This is a genomic window from Escherichia sp. MAL-1 (assembly GCF_052948035.1).
Genome location: NZ_CM129609.1, coordinates 4,269,661 through 4,288,788, shown reverse-complemented (window position 1 = coordinate 4,288,788; position 19,128 = coordinate 4,269,661). Strand labels below are relative to the sequence as shown.

Genomic DNA, 19,128 nt, shown 5'->3' with positions numbered 1-19,128 from the left:
CTGTCAACAAGTTTTGTAATGGTCACTAAAAAACAATCTCGCGTTCCAGGTCGTCCCAGACGTTTCGCTCCTGAGCAGGCAGTCTCTGCGGCAAAAGTGCTTTTTCACCAAAAAGGTTTCGATGCTGTCAGTGTTGCTGAAGTTACTGATTATCTTGGTATTAACCCCCCGAGCCTCTACGCAGCTTTTGGCAGTAAAGCTGGGTTATTTAGCCGTGTACTCAATGAATATGTCGGTACGGAAGCTATTCCGCTTGCCGATATTCTTCGTGATGATCGTCCGGTAGGCGAGTGCCTGGTTGAGGTATTAAAAGAAGCGGCGCGCAGATATAGCCAAAACGGCGGCTGCGCTGGCTGTATGGTTCTTGAAGGTATTCATAGTCATGATCCACAAGCGCGTGATATTGCCGTTCAATATTATCACGCCGCAGAAACGACCATTTATGACTATATCGCCAGGCGGCATCCACAAAGCGCACAATGTGTGACTGATTTTATGAGTACCGTGATGTCAGGGCTTTCTGCGAAGGCACGGGAGGGGCACTCCATCGAACAACTCTGTGCAACAGCTGCACTGGCGGGGGAAGCGATAAAAACTATTCTCAAGGAGTGATGCTGGCCTTGACCCGAAAGGCGGGAACGCGCCTGCCGATAAGTTGTGATAAGACAATAATTCACGCGTTAAGGCTGGCGGAATTGATCATCTTTTCGTATAACGATAGAAATGAAACATTGTTTTAATTAAGGAGTGGAAAAGATGATCATCGGAAATATTCATAATCTTCAGCCGTGGCTACCCCAGGAGTTACGCCAGGCGATTGAGCATATCAAAGCACACGTTACGGCAGAAACGCCAAAGGGCAAGCACGATATCGAAGGCAATCGTCTGTTTTATCTTATCTCGGAAGATATGACCGAGCCGTACGAAGCTCGCCGTGCGGAGTACCATGCCCGCTATCTCGACATTCAGATTGTGTTAAAAGGTCAGGAAGGCATGACCTTCAGCACGCAACCTGCAGGTACGCCGGAGACCGACTGGTTAGCAGATAAAGACATCGCATTTTTGCCGGAAGGCGTTGATGAGAAAACAGTTATCCTAAATGAAGGTGATTTTGTTGTGTTTTATCCGGGGGAAGTGCATAAACCGCTGTGCGCAGTGGGCGCACCAGCCCAGGTTCGCAAAGCAGTAGTGAAGATGCTGATGGCGTGATGACTTTTCGCCGTAAATAACTCCAGGTTTACGGCGAGCTTATGAAAAGAGCGTTTTTTGATATTTTTTTGTGAGTAGAATTTGTAATGCTTAGACGTTCTTATTAACTCAAGGAGTCCGTCATGAGCAAAATATCAGATTTGAATTATTCTCAACACATTACATTAGCCGACAATTTTAAACAAAAAAGTGAAGTTTTAAATACCTGGCGTGTTGGAATGAATGATTTTGCCCGTATTGCCGGGGGGCAGGATAGCAGAAGGAATATTCTTTCTCCCAGAGCATTTTTGGAGTTTTTGGCAAAAATATTTACCCTGGGTTATGTGGATTTTAGCAAACGCTCCAACGAAGCGGGTAGAAATATGATGGCTCATATTGAGTCCTCATCTTATATCAAAAATAATGATGGCAGTGAAATAATGAATTTTGTTATGAATAATCCTGAAGGTGAGCGTGCGGATTCATCTAAGGTGATTATAGAAATTTCACTTTCTACTACCACTACTATGGGGACTCGTCAAGGACATACAGCCATTATATTTCCACAATCTGATTTTTTGAGTTTTCGTTATGAAGGTAAGTCTTTTGAAAGAAAAGATGATAGTTCATTACACCTGATTACTAACAAGGTTCTGGCGTGTTACCAACGCGAAGCTAACAAGGAAATAGCTCGTCTATTAAATATTCCGCAGGAGTTAAATAATCCTCATGACTTAAATTACTCGCAGGTGAGTTGTAAAAACTCAGTTGATTCTACGATTACGGATTTATTAGAAAAACCATTGAACAATGCATTATTAGCAATAAGGAAAGAACATCTGCTATTAATGCCTTATATGTGTAATGAATCGATTTCATACTTACTTGGTGAAAAATGGACACTGAAAGAAATAGATGCCCTTAACGCCTTAAATAATTATCTTATTAATAATAAGAAAGCTACTGACAATGAAATTAATGACATCAAAGTTAACCTGTCTCATATTCTTATTGATTCCTTAGATGATGCGAAAGTTAACCTTACACCGGTTATCGGTTCGATTCTGGAGACTTTTTTAAAATCCCCATATATTAATGATGTAAGAATGCTGGATTGGTGTTTTAATAAAAGCATGCAATATTTTGGTGATTCTGAAAAGATAAAGTATGCATGCTCTGTGATAAATCATATTGATTTTAGTCGCGATCAATCTAAAGATTTTAGCTGCGATCAATCTAAAATTAAAATAGCTGAGACCTTATTTTTTAATCTCGATAAAGAACCCTATGAAAATAGCCGTAAATTACAGGAATTGATTTGGGATAAGTTGGTTGCGTATGTCAATGATTTTAACTTAAGCAATCAAGAAAAATCACGCTTAATACTAAGGTTATTTGATGATGTTAAGTTGCTATTTAATGAAGTGCCTGTCAGCATTTTAGTAAATGATATTTTTTTGAAGGATTTTTTCATGAGGCAACCTGATTTTGCGAAGTGGTACTTCTATCAATTACTTAAGAAGTATGAGGGCGAACAGCTGTATCTTAATGAGTTAGGATATGTTTATGGTAATGAAGAAAAAACAAATGAAATTGTAAAAAAACATCCGGGTTATGTCATTAAGATTTTTGAAGAAAAGATGGGTAATGAATTAAAAATTAGAACAAGAATGATGAAAATCCTCCGGAATGGCAAAATCAATATATATGAATATATTAATAATGAACAGTTGGGAAAATTAAATCCTCCGGAAGATTTACGTATAGTAATAGAAAAATTTGGGTGGTAGAATAGAACTATTACTACATAAAATAATGTGATGCCGGGATAGTTTTGTATTTCCCGGCATCTTTATAGCGATATCAATTATTTACTGAGCGTCGCGACCATCACCGCTTTGATGGTATGCATACGGTTTTCCGCCTGATCAAAAACAATGCTGGCGGCAGATTCGAAGACCTCATCAGTAACTTCCATACCGCCATGTAGGCCAAATTCTTCCGCCATTTTCTTACCAAGCGTCGTTTGGTCGTCATGAAACGCGGGCAGGCAGTGGAGGAATTTGACCTCCGGGTTACCAGTCAACTGCATCATCTTGCTGTTCACCTGATAATCACGCAGCAATGCAATCCGTTCCGCCCATTTCTCTTTTGCTTCACCCATCGACACCCATACATCGGTATAGATAAAGTCAGCACCTTCAACTCCTTTGGCTACATCTTCCGTCAGCGTAATATCCCCGCCATTTTGCTGTGCCAGGGCGCGGCATTCCGTAACCAGCGCAGCTTCCGGCCAGCATGCCTTTGGCGCGACCAGACGCAAATCCAGACCGGTAAGCGCCGCAGCTTCAAGCATCGAGTTTCCCATGTTGTTACGTGCGTCACCTGCATAGACCAGCGTCATTTCGTTGAATGTTTTACCGGGCAAATGCTCTTGCATGGTGAGAAGATCCGCCAGCAGCTGGGTGGGGTGGAACTCATTGGTCAGGCCGTTCCATACTGGCACGCCAGCGTATTCCGCCAGTGTTTCGACAATCTCCTGACCATAGCCGCGATACTGAATACCGTCATACATGCGACCAAGCACGCGGGCAGTGTCTTTAATCGACTCTTTATGACCAATCTGGCTGCCGCTTGGGCCGAGATAAGTAACGCGAGCACCCTGGTCATATGCGGCAACTTCGAAAGAGCATCGGGTACGAGTCGAGTCTTTTTCGAAGATGAGCGCGATGTTTTTACCAGTGAGTTTGGCTTCTTCTTTACCACTTTTCTTATCGGCTTTCAGCTTCGCGGCTAACTGCAGCAGGCTGTTGAGTTCAGCTGGCGTGAAATCGAGTAATTTCAGGAAATGCTTATGATAAAACCCAGACATAGATCCCTCCTGTGGCTAACGCCTCAATGAATTAAAATTCAATTTATATGGATAGTTATTCATTTGCAAGTCTAAAGCATAAATCTTTGTCACAAAGGTGGAGGCAATGTCAGTGGTGTGTGACAATAAGAGTATCGGCAGGACATTAAGAGGAATGAGCCATGGCAAACCCGGAACAACTGGAAGAACAGCGTGAAGAAACACGTTTGATTATTGAAGAATTACTGGAAGATGGCAGCGATCCGGACGCGCTGTACACCATCGAACACCATCTTTCCGCAGACGATCTGGAAACCCTGGAAAAAGCAGCAGTTGAAGCGTTTAAACTTGGTTATGAAGTGACCGATCCAGAAGAGCTGGAAGTTGAAGATGGTGATATCGTGATTTGCTGCGACATCCTCAGCGAGTGCGCGTTGAATGCCGATCTGATCGATGCCCAGGTTGAACAACTGATGACGCTGGCGGAGAAATTTGACGTTGAGTACGACGGTTGGGGCACTTACTTTGAAGATCCTAACGGCGAAGACGGCGACGATGAAGATTTTGTCGATGAAGACGATGACGGGGTTCGCCACTAATTAATTAATTAAAATGCCCGATAGCACACACTAGCGGGCATTTTTTTAGAGTTCGCGTAGCATCCGCACTTCACAATCGACATGGCCCGTGCAGCCAAGCGCATAGTCGATATGCTCAAAGCCCAAATGCTCATAAAGCGCAATGGCTTCCTTTAAAAAAGCGGTCGTTTCCAGATAGCAGCGTTTGAAGCCCATCTCTCGTGCCTGCTCCATCGCCATTAAGGCCAGTTTTTTCGCCAGCCCTTTACCGCGAATAGCCGGAAGAAAATACATCTTTTGCAGTTCGCAAATGTCCGATTCACTACCTGCTAATGGCGCAATCCCACCGCCGCCGACCACTTCACCATCGAACTCAACCACCCAATATGCATGGCCAGGCTGACTATACACTTGATACAACTCGTCAAGGTTCGGATCGGCGACGGTGTAGCCTTTATCAGCGGTAAGACCGTATTCGGCGGATACCTGACGAATGACGCGGGCGATAGCGGGATTATCCTGCTGCGTCAGGCGACGCATTACAGGTGATTGCGGCGCAATGTTATTCATAGTTTAACCCAATAAAAATAAAGTAATTATACATTTGTTTAATACCACTCTCTTCTTACGTGCGCAAGCGACTTATAAAGTAATAAAGTTTTTGCCAGCCTATTACTGATAAGAGTATTGTAACGTGGCAGAACATTTTACTGTCTGTATCTATAAATTATATCAATGGATTTTTTAATTCAGGGGATTTTTATGGCTCAAGTTATTAATGAAATGGATGTTCCGTCCCATTCGTTTGTTTTTCATGGCACAGGTGAGAGATATTTTCTTATTTGTGTGGTGAATGTGTTGTTAACGATTATAACGCTAGGTATCTATTTACCATGGGCATTAATGAAATGTAAGCGTTATCTCTATGCTAATATGGAAGTTAACGGACAACGATTTTCTTATGGAATTACCGGTGGGAATGTTTTTGTTAGTTGTCTTGTTTTTGTTTTTTTCTATTTCGCAATCTTAATGACAGTGTCAGCAGATATGCCGCTTGTTGGCTGTGTTTTGACTTTGTCACTGTTGGTTTTGCTTATATTTATGGCAGCAAAAGGACTGCGTTATCAGGCCTTGATGACCAGTCTCAACGGCGTAAGATTTAGTTTTAATTGCTCTTTGAAAGGGTTCTGGTGGGTAACCTTTTTCTTGCCGATTTTAATGGCCATTGGGATGGGGACTGTTTTCTTTATCTCGACAAAGATGCTACATGCCAATAGTTCAAGTAGTGTTATTATATCTGTGGTTCTGATGGCAATAGTTGGTATTGTTTCCATTGGTATTTTTAATGGTACTTTATATAGTCTGGTAATGAGTTTTCTCTGGAGCAATACCAGTTTCGGTATACATCGTTTCAAGGTGAAATTAGATACTACGTATTGTATAAAATATGCCATTCTCGCATTTTTAGCTTTATTACCTTTTCTCGCTGTTGCTGGTTATATTATCTTCGATCAAATATTAAATGCGTATGATAGTTCTGTGTATGCAAGTGATGATATTAAGAATTTACAGCAATTTATGGAAATGCAACGTAAAATGATAATCGCGCAGTTAATCTATTATTTTGGGATTGCTGTTAGCACCAGTTATTTAACGGTGTCGTTGCGAAATCATTTTATGAGCAACCTGTCACTGAATGATGGGCGTATTCGTTTTCGCTCAACTTTAACGTACCACGGTATGCTTTATCGCATGTGTGCGTTGGTGGTGATATCCGGGATTACGGGCGGTCTGGCTTATCCACTGCTGAAAATATGGATGATTGACTGGCAGGCAAAAAATACGTATTTGCTGGGCGATTTGGATGACCTTCCTTTAATCAATAAAGAAGAACAACCAGATAAAGGCTTCTTAGCCAGGATTTCACGGGGAATTATGCCTTCTTTACCATTTCTGTAAGAGATAAAAAAGGCCGGAGTATGCTCCGGCCTTCGTTTTCATCGCTGTGATTTGATTACAGCGCGGCGATAACAGCCTGCTGTTCAATCAGCTTCGCTTTCGCTTCTGCATAGCCTTCCAGCTTCTCACGCTCTTTCGCGATGACCGCTTCCGGTGCGCGCGCTACAAAGCCTTCGTTCGCCAGTTTGTTCTCGATACGGCTGATTTCGCCGTCGATCTTCGCCACTTCTTTCGCCAGACGCGCCAGCTCATCTTCTTTGTTGATGAGGCCAGCCATCGGGATCAGCAGCTCTGCGCCGTCGATGATCTTCGTAACGGAAACCGGACCTTTGTCATCGGCAGGCAGCACGGTGATGCTTTCCAGACGCGCCAGGGTTTGCAGGAAGCCACGGTTTTCATTTACGCGACGTTCTGCATCCGCGCTGCAACCACGCAGCAGCAGCTCCAGCAGTTTGCCCGGCGCGATGTTCATTTCTGCACGGATGTTACGTACCGCAACGATCGCCTGCTTCAACCACTCTGTGTCGGCCAGTGCGGCTTCATCAACCTGAGATGCATCGTACTGCGGGAACGGCTGCAGCATGATGGTGTCGGCAGTGATACCGCAAAGTACTTTCACACGCTGCCAGATGGTTTCGGTGATGAACGGAATGATCGGATGCGCGAGGCGCAGCAGACCTTCCAGCACGGTCACCAGCGTATGGCGAGTACCGCGCAGTTCGGCTTCGGTGCCACCGTTCATTACCGGCTTAGTCAGCTCCAGATACCAGTCACAGAACTGGTTCCAGGTGAACTCATACAGAATGCCTGCGGCGATATCGAAGCGGAAGCTGTCCAGCGCTTCGCGGTACGCTTTGATGGTCTGGTTGAACTCTGCCAGAATCCAGCGGTCCGCCAGCGACAGCGTCATTTCACCGCCGTTGAAGCCGCAATCCTGACCTTCTGTGTTCATCAGCACAAAGCGGCTGGCGTTCCACAGCTTGTTACAGAAGTTACGGTAACCTTCCAGGCGCTTCATATCCCAGTTGATGTCACGACCGGTAGACGCCAGCGCCGCCAGGGTGAAGCGCAGGGCATCGGTGCCGTGCGGCTCAATGCCGTTCGGGAACTGTTTCTCGGTGCGCTTACGGATTTTGTCCGCCAGCTGCGGCTGCATCATATTGCCGGTACGTTTTTCCAGCAGTTCTGGCAGCGAAATACCGTCAACCATATCCAGCGGGTCGATAACGTTACCCTTGGATTTGGACATCTTCTGGCCTTCGTCGTCACGAATCAGACCGGTCATGTAAACAGTGTGGAACGGCACCTGCGGTTTGCCATTTTCATCTTTGATGAAGTGCATGGTCATCATGATCATGCGGGCAATCCAGAAGAAGATGATGTCGAAGCCGGATACCATCACGCTGGTTGGGTGGAACTGACGCAGGGCGTCGGTGTTTTCCGGCCAGCCAAGGGTAGAGAAGGTCCACAGTGCAGAAGAGAACCAGGTGTCGAGAACGTCTTCGTCCTGACGCAGGGCAACGTCGGCACCGAGGTTATTTTCCTTGCGCACTTCTTCTTCGTTGCGGCCAACATAAACGTTACCTGCTTCGTCGTACCATGCAGGGATACGGTGACCCCACCACAGCTGACGAGAGATACACCAGTCCTGAATATCGCGCATCCAGGAGAAGTACATGTTTTCGTACTGCTTCGGTACGAACTGAATGTCGCCGTTCTCAACCGCTTCAACCGCCGGTTTCGCCAGTACATCGGCACGCACGTACCACTGGTCGGTCAGCATTGGTTCGATAACTACGCCGCCACGGTCGCCGTAAGGAACGGTCAGGTCGTGCGGTTTAATTTCTTCCAGCAGGCCGAGTGCGTCAACCGCAGCAACGACTGCTTTACGTGCAGCAAAACGCTCGAGTTTCTGGAACTCTGCCGGGATTTCGCTGGAATAAACGTCAGATTCGTTACCTTTGGTATCGAACACCTGGGCGCTTTCACGGATATCGCCGTCAAAGGTCAGGATGTTGATCATCGGCAGCGCGTGACGTTTACCCACTTCATAGTCGTTAAAGTCGTGCGCCGGAGTGATTTTCACGCAGCCGGTGCCTTTTTCCATGTCGGCGTGTTCGTCGCCAACGATCGGAATACGACGGTTAACCAGCGGTAGAATGACATATTTGCCAATCAGGTCTTTGTAACGCGGATCTTCCGGGTTAACGGCCACGCCGGTATCGCCCAACAGGGTTTCCGGACGGGTAGTCGCAACCACCAGATAATCTTTACCGTCTGCGGTTTTCGCGCCGTCAGCCAGCGGATAGCGGATGTGCCACATCGAACCTTTCGATTCGCGGTTTTCCACTTCCAGGTCAGAGATAGCGGTGCGCAGTTTCGGATCCCAGTTTACCAGGCGTTTGCCACGGTAAATCAGGTCTTCTTTATACAGACGAACGAAAACTTCTTTCACCGCATTGGACAGGCCTTCGTCCATCGTGAAGCGTTCACGCTCCCAGTCGACGGAGTTGCCGAGACGGCGCATCTGACGGGTAATGGTGCCGCCGGATTCCGCTTTCCATTCCCAAATTTTGTCGATGAAAGCTTCGCGGCCGTAGTCGTGACGGGTTTTACCTTCTTCTGCGGCAATCTTGCGCTCAACGACCATCTGGGTAGCGATCCCGGCGTGGTCAGTACCGACCTGCCACAGGGTGTTTTTGCCCTGCATGCGCTGATAGCGGATCATGGTATCCATGATGGTTTGCTGGAAGGCGTGACCCATATGCAAACTGCCGGTGACGTTCGGCGGCGGGATCATGATGCAGAAACTTTCCTGGCTTTCATCGCCATTAGGCTTAAAGTAGCCCTGCTTTTCCCAGTGCTCGTAAAGCGGCTGTTCGATATCTTGTGGGTTGTATGTCTTTTCCATTATTTCCAGGTTGCCGTATTCAGGTTGAAACCAGCCACGCGGTAGGCTTTATAGCGTTCGCGCGCCAGTTGTTTCAGAGAATCTTCATAAGGAACGAAGTCTACCACTTCTGTGAAAGCGGTGGCAAAATCTGCAAAGCTTGTTCGCAGACTAATCAATATATCGCGCGGGCTGCTGCTGCGTTTTTGCGGCCAGGCGATCTCCACCGGCGCACCGCCGCGCGGTCCTTCTCCCGCTAAATTATGCGGAACAAAGCTTTCTGCCGGACGCGCCCACAGGGCTTCATCCAGCCGGTAAGCCTGCTTTTCATCTTCACAGGCGATGAGCACGCGCTTACCGCTGCGCCAACGTTCTGCGGCAATTTCACACACCAGCTGCTCAACGGCGCTTAAGCCATCGACGGTGGTGTCATTGTCCAGAAGGTAGAACGTCGCGTTTTTCATAAATGGGGCTTCTTGTGGTGGATTTAAATACGCATCAGGTATACACCGCAGCGCCTGATGCGACGCTGTTGTGTCTTATCAGGCCTACGAGTTCAGTGCTGTGTGTAGGTCGGATAAGGCGCTCACGCCGCATCCGACAATAACAGCATTGCCTGATGCGACGCTTGCGCGTCTTATCAGGCCTACGAGTTCAGTGCTGTGTAGGTCGGATAAGGCGTTCACGCCGCATCCGGCAATAACAGCCTTGCCTGACGCAATTACTCTTCGCCGTTAAACCCAGCGCGGTTTAACAGGAACTGTGCCAGCAACGCTACCGGACGGCCGGTTGCGCCTTTTGCTTTACCAGAACGCCAGGCGGTACCGGCGATATCCAGGTGCGCCCAGTTGTACTTACGGGTAAAGCGTGACAGGAAGCAACCTGCGGTAATCGCCCCACCAGGACGACCGCCAATGTTCGCCATATCGGCAAAATTGGACTCCAGTTGTTCCTGATACTCGTCACCCAGCGGTAAGCGCCATGCACGGTCACCGGATTGTTCAGACGCGGCAATCAGTTCATGGGCCAGTGGGTTATGGTTCGCCATCAGGCCGGTAATGTGATGACCCAGCGCGATCACGCAGGCACCGGTCAGCGTCGCCACGTCAATCACCGCTTCCGGCTCAAACCGCTCAACGTAAGTTAACACGTCGCACAGTACCAGACGGCCTTCGGCGTCGGTGTTCAGCACTTCAACGGTTTGACCGGACATGGTGGTTAACACATCGCCCGGACGATAGGCACGCCCGCCAGGCATGTTTTCGCAGCCAGCCAGCACGCCGATAACGTTAATCGGCAGTTGCAGCTCTGCGACCATGCGCATCACGCCGTAAACCGCTGCCGCACCGCACATATCGTACTTCATTTCATCCATGCCTTCTGAAGGCTTGATGGAGATACCGCCGGAGTCGAAGGTTAAACCTTTACCCACCAGTACGATTGGGCGTGCATCTTCCGACGCGTTGCCTTTGTACTCAATGACCGACATCAGCGATTCGTTCTGCGAACCCTGACCGACCGCCAGATAAGAGTGCATTCCCAGCTCTTTCATCTGCTGTTCGCCGATAACGCGGGTGATAACATTCTTGCTGTAGCTGTCAGCCAGCTGGCGCGCTTGTGAAGCGAGGTAAGCGGCGTTACAGATATTCGGCGGCATATTGCCGAGATCTTTTGCTGCTTTAATCCCGGCGGCAATCGCCAGACCGTGCTGGATCGCGCGCTCACCGCTGGTCAGTTCACGGCGGGTCGGCACGTTGAACACCATTTTACGCAGCGGACGACGCGGTTCGCTCTTGTTCGTTTTCAACTGATCGAAACTGTAGAGCGTCTCTTTTGCCGTCTCGACAGCCTGACGCACTTTCCAGTAGTTGTTACGGCCTTTAACGTGCAGTTCAGTCAGAAAGCAGACCGCTTCCATTGAGCCAGTATCATTCAGCGTATTAATGGTTTTCTGAATAACCTGCTTGTACTGACGCTCATCCAGCTCACGTTCTTTGCCGCAACCAATAAGGAGAATTCGCTCGGAAAGTACATTCGGAACATGGTGCAGCAACAATGTCTGCCCCGGTTTCCCTTCCAGTTCGCCCCGACGTAGCAGGGCGCTGATGTACCCATCGCTGATTTTATCGAGCTGTTCTGCAATCGGAGAAAGGCGACGTGGTTCGAAGACGCCCACGACGATGCAGGCACTCCGCTGTTTCTCCGGGCTACCGCTTTTTACACTAAACTCCATGCACTACGCTCCTGAATCTTAAAGACAACGGCGGTGGCTACAGATAGAATTGCAAGCTTTCGTAACTCATGTCCGCTGTTGCGATGACTTCGTGTTAATCTTAACGTTATTACGGCATTGGCACGTCAGAACAAAATCTGAGAGGTGAATCCGTTGAGTATAATTATCTTAGCGACGATTTCGACGACTCAAGAGAATAAATGACGTTTAAGCCATGAAACAAGCTAAAATCCTGCAAAAGACGAGTTTTTACGGGCGTATTTAAAGTGATAATCATAAGATATCTGGTGCGGGAGACGCTCAAAAGCCAGCTGGCGATACTCTTCATCTTGCTTTTGATCTTCTTCTGTCAAAAGTTAGTGAGGATCCTCGGCGCAGCGGTTGACGGCGATATTCCGGCGAATCTGGTGCTCTCCCTTCTCGGGTTGGGCGTGCCGGAAATGGCGCAGCTTATCCTGCCATTAAGCCTGTTCCTCGGGCTGCTGATGACGCTGGGCAAACTGTATACCGAAAGTGAAATTACGGTAATGCATGCCTGCGGCCTGAGCAAAGCGGTTCTGGTGAAAGCGGCAATGATCCTTGCGGTATTCACGGCAATCGTCGCGGCGGTTAACGTGATGTGGGCGGGACCGTGGTCATCGCGTCATCAGGATGAAGTGTTAGCAGAAGCGAAAGCGAACCCTGGCATGGCGGCGCTGGCGCAAGGGCAATTCCAGCAAGCGACTAATGGCAGCTCGGTGCTGTTCATCGAAAGCGTTGACGGCAGCGATTTCAAAGATGTGTTCCTCGCGCAAATTCGACCAAAAGGTAATGCTCGTCCTTCTGTGGTGGTGGCCGATTCCGGACATTTAACCCAGCTGCGCGACGGCTCCCAGGTCGTCACTCTCAACCAGGGAACGCGCTTCGAAGGCACTGCACTGTTACGTGATTTCCGCATTACGGACTTCCAGGATTATCAGGCGATCATTGGTCACCAGGCGGTGGCGCTCGACCCGAACGATACCGACCAGATGGACATGCGTACATTGTGGAACACTGATACCGATCGTGCTCGCGCAGAACTGAACTGGCGTATCACGTTGGTATTCACCGTGTTTATGATGGCACTTATGGTCGTACCGCTGAGCGTGGTTAACCCGCGTCAGGGACGCGTACTGTCGATGCTGCCAGCCATGCTGCTGTATCTACTTTTCTTCCTGATCCAGACCTCCCTGAAATCGAACGGCGGTAAAGGTAAGCTGGACCCGACGCTGTGGATGTGGACCGTTAACCTGATTTATCTGGCTTTGGCGATTGTTCTCAACCTTTGGGACACCGTGCCGGTCCGCCGCCTGCGCGCCAGTTTTTCGCGTAAAGGAGCGGTGTGATGCAACCTTTTGGCGTACTTGACCGCTATATCGGTAAAACTATTTTCACCACCATCATGATGACGCTGTTCATGCTGGTGTCGCTGTCGGGCATTATCAAGTTTGTCGATCAGCTGAAAAAAGCCGGGCAGGGGAGTTACGACGCGTTAGGCGCAGGAATGTATACCTTGCTGAGCGTGCCGAAAGATGTGCAAATCTTCTTCCCGATGGCGGCTCTGCTTGGGGCGTTGCTTGGTCTTGGGATGCTGGCGCAGCGCAGCGAACTGGTGGTGATGCAGGCTTCTGGTTTTACCCGTATGCAGGTGGCGCTGTCGGTGATGAAAACCGCCATTCCACTGGTCTTGCTGACGATGGCTATTGGCGAATGGGTCGCGCCGCAGGGCGAGCAGATGGCGCGTAACTACCGTGCGCAGGCGATGTACGGCGGCTCGTTGCTCTCTACCCAGCAAGGCTTATGGGCGAAAGATGGCAACAACTTCGTCTACATTGAGCGGGTTAAAGGTGACGAAGAGTTAGGTGGCATCAGTATCTATGCCTTTAACGAGAATCGTCGTCTGCAATCCGTACGCTATGCCGCTACCGCGAAGTTTGACCCGGAACATAAAGTCTGGCGTCTGTCGCAGGTTGATGAATCTGATCTGACCAATCCGAAACAGATCACCGGTTCGCAGACGGTGAGCGGCACCTGGAAAACCAACCTCACGCCAGACAAACTGGGCGTGGTGGCGCTGGACCCGGATGCACTCTCAATCAGCGGTTTGCACAACTACGTGAAGTATCTGAAGTCGAGCGGTCAGGATGCCGGACGTTATCAGCTCAATATGTGGAGCAAAATCTTCCAGCCGCTATCCGTGGCGGTGATGATGCTGATGGCGCTGTCGTTCATCTTTGGCCCACTGCGTAGCGTACCGATGGGCGTGCGTGTGGTCACCGGTATCAGCTTCGGTTTTGTCTTCTACGTACTGGACCAGATCTTCGGCCCGCTGACGTTGGTTTATGGCATCCCGCCGATCATCGGCGCACTGTTGCCAAGCGCCAGCTTCTTCTTAATCAGCCTGTGGCTGTTAATGAGAAAATCGTAACCTGATGAACGAATAAAGGGAGCGAAAGCTCCCTTTATTATTGTTAGCAAAGTGTGCTTCGTTCATGCCTGAAAAATCATGAAAATCCAATATATTGCAGTGGTGTAGGCATGATAAGACGCGCCAGCGTCGCATCAGGCAAAGACAAATCGCACCTGACTTACCTTCTTCTCCCTCCCAGCAAACTCCCCAACATTCCACGCACAATCTGATTCGTCACCTGGCGGGCGGCGCTTTTCGCCATTGTTTGCACAACACCATCTTTCTTCCCGCCGCGTGGTCCGGTAGTGCCGAACAAAATATCCTTCAATCCACCAAGAATGCCGTCATCCACCGCCACCTCTTTCCCTTTCACGGCAGGATTATTTTGCTGCTCGGTGCTTGCCTGTACGCCTTTTTGCAACATCTCATAGGCGGATTCCCGGTCCACGTCATCCTCGTACTTGCCATACACCGGAGAGTGATTAATCAAGCCATTACGCTCATCTTCCGTCACCGGTCCCATCCGCGAACAAGGCGCAATCACCATCGCCCGTTCCACCACAGAAGGACTTCCTTTTGCATCGAGAAACGAGATTAACGCCTCGCCGGTCCCCAGTTCCTGGATTGCCTTTTCGGTATCAAATGCCGGATTGGCCCGCATGGTTTGCGCCGCAGCTTTTACCGCTTTCTGATCTTTGGGCGTAAAAGCCCGCAAAGCGTGTTGAACGCGATTACCGAGCTGCCCGAGCACATTATCCGGAATATCAGACGGGTTTTGCGAAACGAACCAGACGCCCACGCCTTTTGAGCGAATAAGCCTTATCACTTGCTCAATCTTATCCAGCAGTACCTGCGGTGCATCGTTAAACAGCAGATGTGCCTCGTCGAAGAAAAACACCAGTTTTGGTTTCTCCAGATCGCCCGCTTCCGGCAATTGTTCATACAACTCTGAAAGCATCCACAGCAGGCTGGCGGCGTACAGTTTCGGCATCTGATAAAGTTTCTCGGCGCTGAGGATATTGATAACGCCTTTACCGTTGGCATCAGTACGCATCCAGTCTTTGATATCCAGCATCGGCTCACCAAAGAAATGCGTTGCCCCTTGCTGTTCCAGCGTCAGTAATCCGCGCTGGATGGCACCAACCGATGCGCTACTAATATTACCGTACTGATTCTGGAATGATTTGGCGTTATCGCCGATGTACTGGGTAATCGCCCGCAAATCTTTAAAGTCGAGCAGTAACAGCCCCTGATCGTCAGCAATGCGGAAGATGATATTTAGCACGCCAGATTGCACATCGTTGAGATTCAACAGCCGCGCCAGCAACAGCGGCCCCAGATCCGAAACCGTCGCCCGCACCGGATGGCCTTTCTCGCCAAAGATATCCCACACCACCACCGGATTGGCATGCGGTTGCCAGTCATTGACGCCGATATTTTTAAGCCTTGCGAGCAGTTTTTCCGACGCCGTTCCTGCCTGCGCGACGCCGGTCAGATCGCCTTTCACATCGGCCATAAACACCGGAACACCGATTTCCGATAGAGACTCCGCCAGTTTTTGCAGCGTGACAGTTTTACCCGTCCCCGTTGCGCCAGTAATCAGCCCGTGACGGTTAGCCATTCCCGGCAGTAAAAACAGTTCTGTGTCCGGCGTGCGGGCAATTAACAGGGGTTCGCTCATGAGATATCCTCCAGTTTCCTGCCTGGAGTATAGGCAACGGCTGTGCACTCTTCACCGCTAAATTAAGCAGATTGCGAGACGCCTTCCAAAGAGATTTAAGTGCCGGGCGACAGGCACCCGGCAAAGAGATCAGAAGTCAGCTTTCAGAACCACGCGGTAACGCGCCTTACCGTCGCGCACATGCTTGATGGCGTCGTTAATTTTCGACATCGGGAACAGTTCGGTGGTCGGCGCAACCTTGCTACGGGCGGCAAAGCGCATCAGCTTTCGCAGCTCATAAGGCGTGCCGGTAGCAGAACCAGAGATGCTGCGGTCGCCCGCAATTAACGTAAAGGCCGGAACAGACAGCGGCGTGAGAACCGCACCGACCGTATGGAAATTACCGCCATAGGTCAGCGCCTCAAAATAAGGCTGCCAGTCGAGGCTGACGTTCACAGTATTGATAATGAGATCAAACTGCTCCGACAGGGCTTTCAGTGCCTGCGGATCGCGGCTATTCACCACTTTATCGGCACCCATCGCCAGTACTTCCTGCTCTTTCGCCGGATTAGAACTAAAGGCCGTCACCTCGCATCCCATTGCGTGCAGAAGTTTTATAGCGATATGCCCCAGCCCGCCAATACCAATTACCCCAACGCGGCTGGTAGCAGTGATATGGTGCATCAACAGTGGTTTAAAGACCGTGATACCGCCGCACAACAGCGGCCCGGCGGACTCGATATCAATATTTTCTGGCAGTGGAATCACCCATTGCCAGTCCGCACGCAACTTCTCGGCAAAGCCACCGCGATTCATAATTGTTGACACCGCGCCTTGCTCGCAGTTGATCTGATTACCGCTAATACAGGCGTCGCAGTGACCACAGCTACGCGCTGTCCAGCCAATCCCGACACGCTGACCGACCTGCAAACCTTTATCCTGCGCGGCGCTCCCGAGTGCCACCACGCGCCCAATCACCTCATGCCCGGCAACCAGCGGATACTGTGAAAATCCCCATTCGTTGTCGATCATCGACAGATCGGAATGGCAGATCCCGCAGTAATCCACCTGCACTTCAATATCTTGTGGCTTCAGCTCACCGGGATCGTACTCATAAACTTCCAGTTCGCCGCCCGCTTCTTTTGCGGCATAGCTTTTTATCATCGACATGCTTTTATCCTTCTCTGGTTTGGTCTGGGAAGTGTAGAGCATGGCAGGGCGGGGTGCCTGGAGTGTGACAAAGGTTACACATCGCGGTATGCAATGCTGAAAATTTCAGCACTTAGCGAGGTGCGAGCAAGCTGGCGCTTGCATGGTGGCGTGCGACAGGTATAATCCACAACGTTTTCCGCATACCTCTTCAGTGCCGAAGTGGCGAAATCGGTAGACGCAGTTGATTCAAAATCAACCGTAGAAATACGTGCCGGTTCGAGTCCGGCCTTCGGCACCATTAGTACTTCCAAGACCATCCGAGAAAGTCCAAATATCCCTTTAAAATCAATGCTTGCAGCGATTTTTACGTCCTACCTCTTCCGAGGTTGTCCGTTGAAATCCGGATATCATTGGGGGCATAATTGGGGGCATCTTAACTTCGATTAGAAATGTGCCCCCAAATGAAGCTCAACGCCAGACAGGTCGAGACCGCAAAGCCAAAAGACAAAACCTACAAAATGGCCGATGGTGGTGGTTTGTATCTTGAGGTTTCTGCCAAAGGTTCCAAATACTGGCGCATGAAATACAGACGTCCCTCTGACAAAAAAGAGGATCGTCTCGCTTTTGGTGTTTGGCCTACTGTGACGCTTGCTCAGGCAAGAGCAAAACGCGATGAAGCTAAAAAGCTTTTAGTACAGGGCATAGATCCAAAAGTCGTACAAAAAGAAGCTCAGGCCGAGAATTCGGGGGCATATACTTTTGAAACTATCGCCCGAGAATGGCATGCCAGTAACAAGCGCTGGAGTGAAGACCATCGAGCGCGCGTTCTTCGCTATCTTGAGCTTTATATCTTCCCTCATATCGGTTCGTCCGACATTCGGCAGCTTAAAACCAGCCACCTGTTAGCCCCGATTAAAAAAGTTGATGCCAGTGGCAAACACGATGTCGCTCAGCGCCTGCAACAGCGCGTCACAGCCATTATGCGTTATGCCGTACAGAACGATTACATCGACTCAAATCCAGCCAGCGATATGGCTGGTGCACTATCGACAACCAAAGCGCGCCATTATCCTGCTTTACCTTCTAGCCGGTTTCCTGAGTTTCTTGCACGTCTTGCTGCATATCGTGGTCGCGTAATGACGCGGATTGCGGTTGAGCTTTCCTTACTAACTTTTGTGCGTTCCAGTGAGTTACGTTTCGCGCGTTGGGATGAGTTTGATTTCGATAAATCTCTCTGGCGAGTACCTGCAAAACGAGAAGAAATTAAAGGAGTGCGTTATTCGTACCGTGGCATGAAGATGAAAGAAGAGCATATCGTTCCGCTTAGTCGGCAAGCGATGATTTTGCTAATGCGTATTACCGTGAAGGAGATCGGTGAGTAACATCGATGGAGATCGGTTCGTGTCACTTTCACAGAACCGTTTTTAAATTACCTTCACTGATCTCCTTCGGTCAACGGAGATTGTATTTTCCGCATTGATTCTCCTTTAAGTTCGATCTTGATACTGCCATGAACCAGTCGATCTAGGATGGCATCCGCATGTGTGGAGTCTCCGATCATTTTGTACCAGTTTTCCACCGGCAACTGGCTCACTACGATGATTGAGCCTCGTTGGTACATCAGATCCACTATTTCCAGCAGGTCGCTACGCTGTTCTGATGAGAGAGGTTCCAGCCCCCAGTCATCCAGAAGCAGCAGATCGCTATTATTCAGCCTGGTCAAAAGTTTGCTGTATCTTCCATCAGCATGCCCCTGATAGCACTGTTCCATCAGCGCTTTAAGGCGATAATAGTAGACCTTGTATCCCTGTCGGCAGGCATTATGACCAAGTGCACATGCCAGGAACGTTTTACCGCTGCCGGTGGCCCCGGTCAGTAAAATATTTTGTTTCAGGGTTAACCAGTTTCCCTGACTGAGTGAACGGATGAAGGCCCTGTCCAGCCCTCTATTGTTACGATAATCCAGCTTTGATAACTCAGCATTAAGTCTGAACCGTGCATGTTTGATCAGACGCTCTGCCTTCCTGTTTTCACGGCAGGTTAGTTCTTCTGCTGTCAGTAATGACAGGCGTTCTTCGAAGCCCAGCTCCTGGTATGTGCCCGGCTGAGCAAGTTGCTTTTTAAGCGCATCACGGAAGCCGGTGAGTTTAAGTGCGGTCAGTTGTTCGTAAAGATGATTCATCATT

Annotated in this window: 16 protein-coding genes, 1 tRNA gene and 1 pseudogene; 10 read left to right on the top strand and 8 right to left on the bottom strand. The window is 49.3% G+C overall.

Annotation, left to right across the window (positions count from 1 at the left end):
* Positions 1-18 precede the first annotated feature (18 nt).
* The 3 genes from ACU8XX_RS21405 to ACU8XX_RS21395 all read left to right on the top strand — a co-directional run bounded on the left by ACU8XX_RS21405 (position 19) and on the right by ACU8XX_RS21395 (position 2,978).
* Positions 19-612, top strand: coding sequence for a TetR/AcrR family transcriptional regulator (locus ACU8XX_RS21405; RefSeq protein ID WP_000256672.1), 594 nt, complete (start codon positions 19-21; stop codon positions 610-612).
* Positions 613-756: 144 nt separating this feature from the next.
* Entirely contained in the window at positions 757-1,209 is a 453-nt protein-coding gene (gene tabA, locus ACU8XX_RS21400) for a toxin-antitoxin biofilm protein TabA (RefSeq protein ID WP_000583471.1), read from the top strand.
* A 122-nt stretch (positions 1,210-1,331) separates the two neighbouring features.
* Complete coding sequence (locus tag ACU8XX_RS21395) at positions 1,332-2,978, top strand: hypothetical protein (protein ID WP_021563931.1); 1,647 nt, start codon at positions 1,332-1,334, stop codon at positions 2,976-2,978.
* Between the two features lie 77 nt (positions 2,979-3,055).
* Here the strand turns inward: ACU8XX_RS21395 and argF are convergent, their stop codons facing one another.
* Entirely contained in the window at positions 3,056-4,060 is a 1,005-nt protein-coding gene (argF, locus tag ACU8XX_RS21390) for an ornithine carbamoyltransferase (RefSeq protein ID WP_000012926.1), read from the bottom strand.
* Positions 4,061-4,221: 161 nt separating this feature from the next.
* Here argF and rraB point away from each other — a divergent pair, with 161 nt between their 5' ends.
* The gene (rraB, locus tag ACU8XX_RS21385) at positions 4,222-4,638 is read left to right on the top strand and encodes a ribonuclease E inhibitor RraB (protein ID WP_000002953.1); all 417 of its coding nucleotides are present in this window, start codon (positions 4,222-4,224) and stop codon (positions 4,636-4,638) included.
* A gap of 45 nt (positions 4,639-4,683) precedes the next feature.
* Here the strand turns inward: rraB and ACU8XX_RS21380 are convergent, their stop codons facing one another.
* Positions 4,684-5,187: a GNAT family N-acetyltransferase gene (locus tag ACU8XX_RS21380; protein ID WP_001059412.1), complete on the bottom strand. Its 504-nt coding sequence runs from the start codon at positions 5,185-5,187 to the stop codon at positions 4,684-4,686.
* Between the two features lie 192 nt (positions 5,188-5,379).
* Here ACU8XX_RS21380 and ACU8XX_RS21375 point away from each other — a divergent pair, with 192 nt between their 5' ends.
* Positions 5,380-6,576, top strand: a complete 1,197-nt coding sequence (locus tag ACU8XX_RS21375; RefSeq protein WP_154311543.1) for a YjgN family protein — start codon at positions 5,380-5,382, stop codon at positions 6,574-6,576.
* A 55-nt stretch (positions 6,577-6,631) separates the two neighbouring features.
* Here ACU8XX_RS21375 and valS read toward each other — a convergent pair whose 3' ends face one another.
* From valS to pepA, 3 genes are all read right to left on the bottom strand, one after another.
* The gene (valS, locus tag ACU8XX_RS21370; protein ID WP_000416400.1) at positions 6,632-9,487 is read right to left on the bottom strand and encodes a valine--tRNA ligase; all 2,856 of its coding nucleotides are present in this window, start codon (positions 9,485-9,487) and stop codon (positions 6,632-6,634) included.
* Complete coding sequence (gene holC, locus ACU8XX_RS21365) at positions 9,487-9,930, bottom strand: DNA polymerase III subunit chi (RefSeq protein ID WP_000786399.1); 444 nt, start codon at positions 9,928-9,930, stop codon at positions 9,487-9,489. The genes valS and holC overlap by 1 nt, the downstream gene beginning before the upstream one ends.
* Positions 9,931-10,187: 257 nt before the next feature.
* Positions 10,188-11,699, bottom strand: coding sequence for a leucyl aminopeptidase (gene pepA, locus ACU8XX_RS21360; RefSeq protein ID WP_000397144.1), 1,512 nt, complete (start codon positions 11,697-11,699; stop codon positions 10,188-10,190).
* 153 nt (positions 11,700-11,852) lie between these two features.
* Between pepA and ytgA the strand changes: the two genes are divergently transcribed.
* The 3 genes from ytgA to lptG all read left to right on the top strand — a co-directional run bounded on the left by ytgA (position 11,853) and on the right by lptG (position 14,148).
* On the top strand, positions 11,853-11,903 hold the full coding sequence (gene ytgA, locus ACU8XX_RS21355; RefSeq protein WP_211180521.1) for a protein YtgA: 51 nt from the start codon (positions 11,853-11,855) through the stop codon (positions 11,901-11,903).
* Between the two features lie 62 nt (positions 11,904-11,965).
* The gene (lptF, locus tag ACU8XX_RS21350; RefSeq protein ID WP_000584114.1) at positions 11,966-13,066 is read left to right on the top strand and encodes an LPS export ABC transporter permease LptF; all 1,101 of its coding nucleotides are present in this window, start codon (positions 11,966-11,968) and stop codon (positions 13,064-13,066) included.
* Positions 13,066-14,148, top strand: a complete 1,083-nt coding sequence (gene lptG, locus ACU8XX_RS21345; protein WP_001295681.1) for an LPS export ABC transporter permease LptG — start codon at positions 13,066-13,068, stop codon at positions 14,146-14,148. Before lptF ends, lptG begins: the two co-directional genes overlap by 1 nt.
* Positions 14,149-14,308: 160 nt before the next feature.
* Here the strand turns inward: lptG and ACU8XX_RS21340 are convergent, their stop codons facing one another.
* Positions 14,309-15,811: a helicase HerA-like C-terminal domain-containing protein gene (locus ACU8XX_RS21340; protein WP_016241802.1), complete on the bottom strand. Its 1,503-nt coding sequence runs from the start codon at positions 15,809-15,811 to the stop codon at positions 14,309-14,311.
* Positions 15,812-15,940: 129 nt separating this feature from the next.
* Complete coding sequence (gene ahr / locus ACU8XX_RS21335; protein ID WP_029403688.1) at positions 15,941-16,960, bottom strand: NADPH-dependent aldehyde reductase Ahr; 1,020 nt, start codon at positions 16,958-16,960, stop codon at positions 15,941-15,943.
* A gap of 195 nt (positions 16,961-17,155) precedes the next feature.
* On the opposite strand from ahr, the gene ACU8XX_RS21330 reads away from it, so the two are divergent.
* Positions 17,156-17,240: transfer RNA gene (locus tag ACU8XX_RS21330), tRNA-Leu, on the top strand.
* 163 nt (positions 17,241-17,403) lie between these two features.
* A pseudogene (locus ACU8XX_RS21325) lies at positions 17,404-18,300 on the top strand (tyrosine-type recombinase/integrase); the annotation flags it as partial.
* Positions 18,301-18,377: 77 nt separating this feature from the next.
* On the opposite strand, the gene istB reads toward ACU8XX_RS21325, so the two are convergent.
* Positions 18,378-19,124, bottom strand: coding sequence for an IS21-like element ISEc12 family helper ATPase IstB (gene istB / locus ACU8XX_RS21320; RefSeq protein WP_240765510.1), 747 nt, complete (start codon positions 19,122-19,124; stop codon positions 18,378-18,380).
* Between the last annotated feature and the right edge of the window lie 4 nt (positions 19,125-19,128).